The organism is Bradyrhizobium sp., assembly GCF_019244115.1.
GTDB lineage: Bacteria > Pseudomonadota > Alphaproteobacteria > Rhizobiales > Xanthobacteraceae > Bradyrhizobium.
The window spans coordinates 1-2,956 of sequence record NZ_JAFATE010000553.1 but is presented as its reverse complement, the minus strand read 5'-3'; the positions used below and the strand labels follow the sequence as shown (position 1 = coordinate 2,956).

Annotated in this window: 3 protein-coding genes and 1 pseudogene; 3 read left to right on the top strand and 1 reads right to left on the bottom strand. The window is 64.2% G+C overall.

Annotation, left to right across the window (positions count from 1 at the left end):
- Positions 1–600, bottom strand: a pseudogene (locus JOZ76_RS24565) (sensor histidine kinase); the annotation flags it as partial.
- 391 nt (positions 601–991) lie between these two features.
- On the opposite strand from JOZ76_RS24565, the gene rpmH reads away from it, so the two are divergent.
- The 3 genes from rpmH to yidC all read left to right on the top strand — a co-directional run.
- A complete protein-coding gene (gene rpmH / locus JOZ76_RS24560; protein ID WP_008542748.1) occupies positions 992–1,126 on the top strand; it encodes a 50S ribosomal protein L34 in 135 nt (44 codons plus the stop codon).
- A 32-nt stretch (positions 1,127–1,158) separates the two neighbouring features.
- Entirely contained in the window at positions 1,159–1,608 is a 450-nt protein-coding gene (gene rnpA / locus JOZ76_RS24555; protein ID WP_291702933.1) for a ribonuclease P protein component, read from the top strand.
- On the top strand, positions 1,605–2,956 hold a 1,352-nt coding region (yidC, locus tag JOZ76_RS24550), incomplete at its 3' end, for a membrane protein insertase YidC (protein ID WP_291702931.1). The genes rnpA and yidC, both read left to right, overlap by 4 nt.

Genomic DNA, 2,956 nt, shown 5'->3' with positions numbered 1-2,956 from the left:
GGCGGTCAGCCGCCGCATCGGCCGCACGAACAGATAATGCAAGGCGAGATAGACCAGCGCCGCCGTCGACACCGCGATCAGCAGCGACACCACCAGAAGGTTGCGCGAGAAGCGGTACATCGCCTGACGCAACGGCTTCTCATCGATCACGACCTCGATGAACTGCGCGCTGCCCGGCGCCGCTCCGACCACGCGGATCGCCTGATCGCCACGCTCCATCATCATCTGCAGCGAGCCCGTGATCGACGACCACACGGTGAGCGTGCGCATGTCGATGTCGTGGTCGATCGCGGCCGGCAGCTCGGCGCTGGCGAGCAGCCGGCGCTGCTGGCCCATCTTGATCGCTACCGCCCGCGCCCGGATCGAAGACAGGATCTGCTGCGACAGCGAATCCGGAACCATGCCGAGCGGCGCGGCATCGAGCACCAGCGCGGCGGTATTTGCCGCCGCCAGGCGGTCGTTCAGCCGGTTCATCCAAAAATTGGCGATCGTGGGCACATAGATCAGGACTTCCACGATCATGACCAGCGGGATGGTCAGCAGCAGCAGCTTGCCGGACAGGCCGAGCCGGCGCGGCAAAGTCGCGCGGGGCCTCTCCATGATCGGCTGGTCGTCGGTCGCTGACACGAATATCGCCTCAATGATTCCGAAAATGCTGATCTCTTCGGGACCGGTCAAATTACGGATCGCTAATGTCCGCCGCCAGCCGCTTGATCGGCAGCAACCCTGTTCCTATCTATGTGCTCCCAAACCCCCGAAAACCCCTGATATTCGTCATATTTGACACGGTTTTTCGGCGATTGCGCGGTCGCCGGTAATTGACGAAAACCGACCTCTCCCTTATAAGCCGCGGCCAATTGTCCGAGGATGGCCCGGCTTGCCGGGCACCGGCTCGTTACGGGCCGGAAGCGGCCTGTCTCAAGCCGGTCAGCATCACCGGATCCTAATCTCAATTCAACAGGCAGATTGCCCGGTCAGCGGAGAACAGCCCGTGAAGCGGACTTATCAACCCTCGAAACTGGTGCGCAAGCGCCGCCACGGCTTCCGCGCCCGTCTGGCCACCGCCGGCGGCCGAAAAGTCCTCGCCGCTCGCCGCGCCCGCGGCCGCAAGCGTCTGAGCGCCTGACGTTTTGGGGCCGGCTGCCGGAGCTTAAATCGATGGATCGGCTGAGGCAGCGGGCGGATTTCCTCGCCGTTGCCGATGGCGTGCGGGCCTCGAGCCCCGCCTTCGTCGTCCAGCACCGAGAGCGCCAGGATTGCGGCCCGATCCGGGTCGGCTTCACCGTCACCAAAAAGAACGGCACGGCCACCGAGCGTAACCGCATCCGGCGCCGGCTTCGCGAACTGGTGAAGCGGCTGGACGCCATATCAATGCGACCGCACAGTGATTATGTGCTAGTCGGCCGGCGTGCCGCGCTGACGCGCGATTTCGCGGCCATGCTCGAGGATCTGCGCGGCGCGCTCGGCCGCCTCGACCGGCAACGATCCAATCCGCACTCAGGTCGAGAAGGCGGGGGCTCAGGCCGATACGCGAGTGGCGCTCCAGGCAGGCCGGCCCGATCGCCAGATAACGAAATGCACGGGCTGAATGACGAGACCGAACGATGACTGACAATCGCAACACCATCATCGCCATCATCCTGTCCGGCCTCGTGCTGATCGCCTGGCAATATTTCTACAACGTGCCGCAGATGGAGAAGCAGCGCGCGCAGCAGGCCGAACTCACCAAGAAGCCTCCGCAGCCGGCCGCCTCGCCCTCGGCAGCCCCGCAACCGGGCAGCGCGCCGATCCCGCAGGCGAGCGCACCGGCGACGCCCGCGAATGCCCCCGTCATCAACCGCGCCGCGGCGATCGAGGCCAACCCGCGGGTCAAGATCGACACGCCGCGCCTTGTGGGCAGCATTTCCCTGAAGGGCGCCCGCATCGACGACCTGTCGCTGGTGCAGTTCCGCGAGACGGTCGATCCCGCCTCGCCGCCGATCGAGCTGTTTTCGCCCTCGGGGACCGCCAATCCCTATTATGCGGAGTTCGGCTGGGTTCCGGCCGCGGGCTCCACGGCGCGAATCCCCGACCAGACCACGATGTGGGAACAGGAAGGCTCGGGCAGCCTGACACCGACCACGCCGGTGACGCTGAAATACGACAATGGCGAGGGCCTGACCTTCCGCCGCGTCATCTCGATCGACGACCACTATCTGTTCACGATCCGCGACGACGTCAGCAATGTCGGCACCGCGCCGGTGACGCTCTATCCGTTCGCGCTGATCTCGCGCCACGGCACCCCGCAGGTCTCGGGCTACTACATCCTGCATGAGGGGCTGATCGGCTATCTCGGCAGCGAGGGCCTGCAGCAATACACCTACAAGAAGATCGATGACGCCAAGAATGTGAGCTTCAAGGTCACCGACGGCTGGCTCGGCATCACCGACAAATACTGGGCCGCGGCGCTGCTGCCCGATACCACGGCGCAGCTGCAGGCGCGCTTCTCCTCCAACCTCGTCGGCACCGTGCGGACCTACCAGACCGATTACCTGCAGGATGCGCAGACCATCGCGATCGGCGGCACCGCGAGCGCCAATGCGCGGCTGTTCGCCGGCGCCAAGGAAGCCAGCGTCGTCGGCATGAATTTTCCGATCTGGGGGTTCGGCGGCTACAACAGGGAGCTCGGGCTGAACCACTTCGATCTGCTGATCGACTGGGGCTGGTTCTACTTCATCACCAAGCCGATGTTTTTGGCGCTCGACTTCTTCTACCGCCTGGTCGGCAATTTCGGCATCTCGATCCTGCTGGTGACGGTGATCGTCAAATTGCTGTTCTTCCCGCTGGCGAACAAGTCCTACGCCTCGATGGCGAAGATGAAGTCGATCCAGCCGCAGCTGCAGGCGCTGAAGGAGCGCTATCCCGACGACCGGGTCAAGCAGCAGCAGGAGATGATGGAGATCTACAAGAAGGAGAA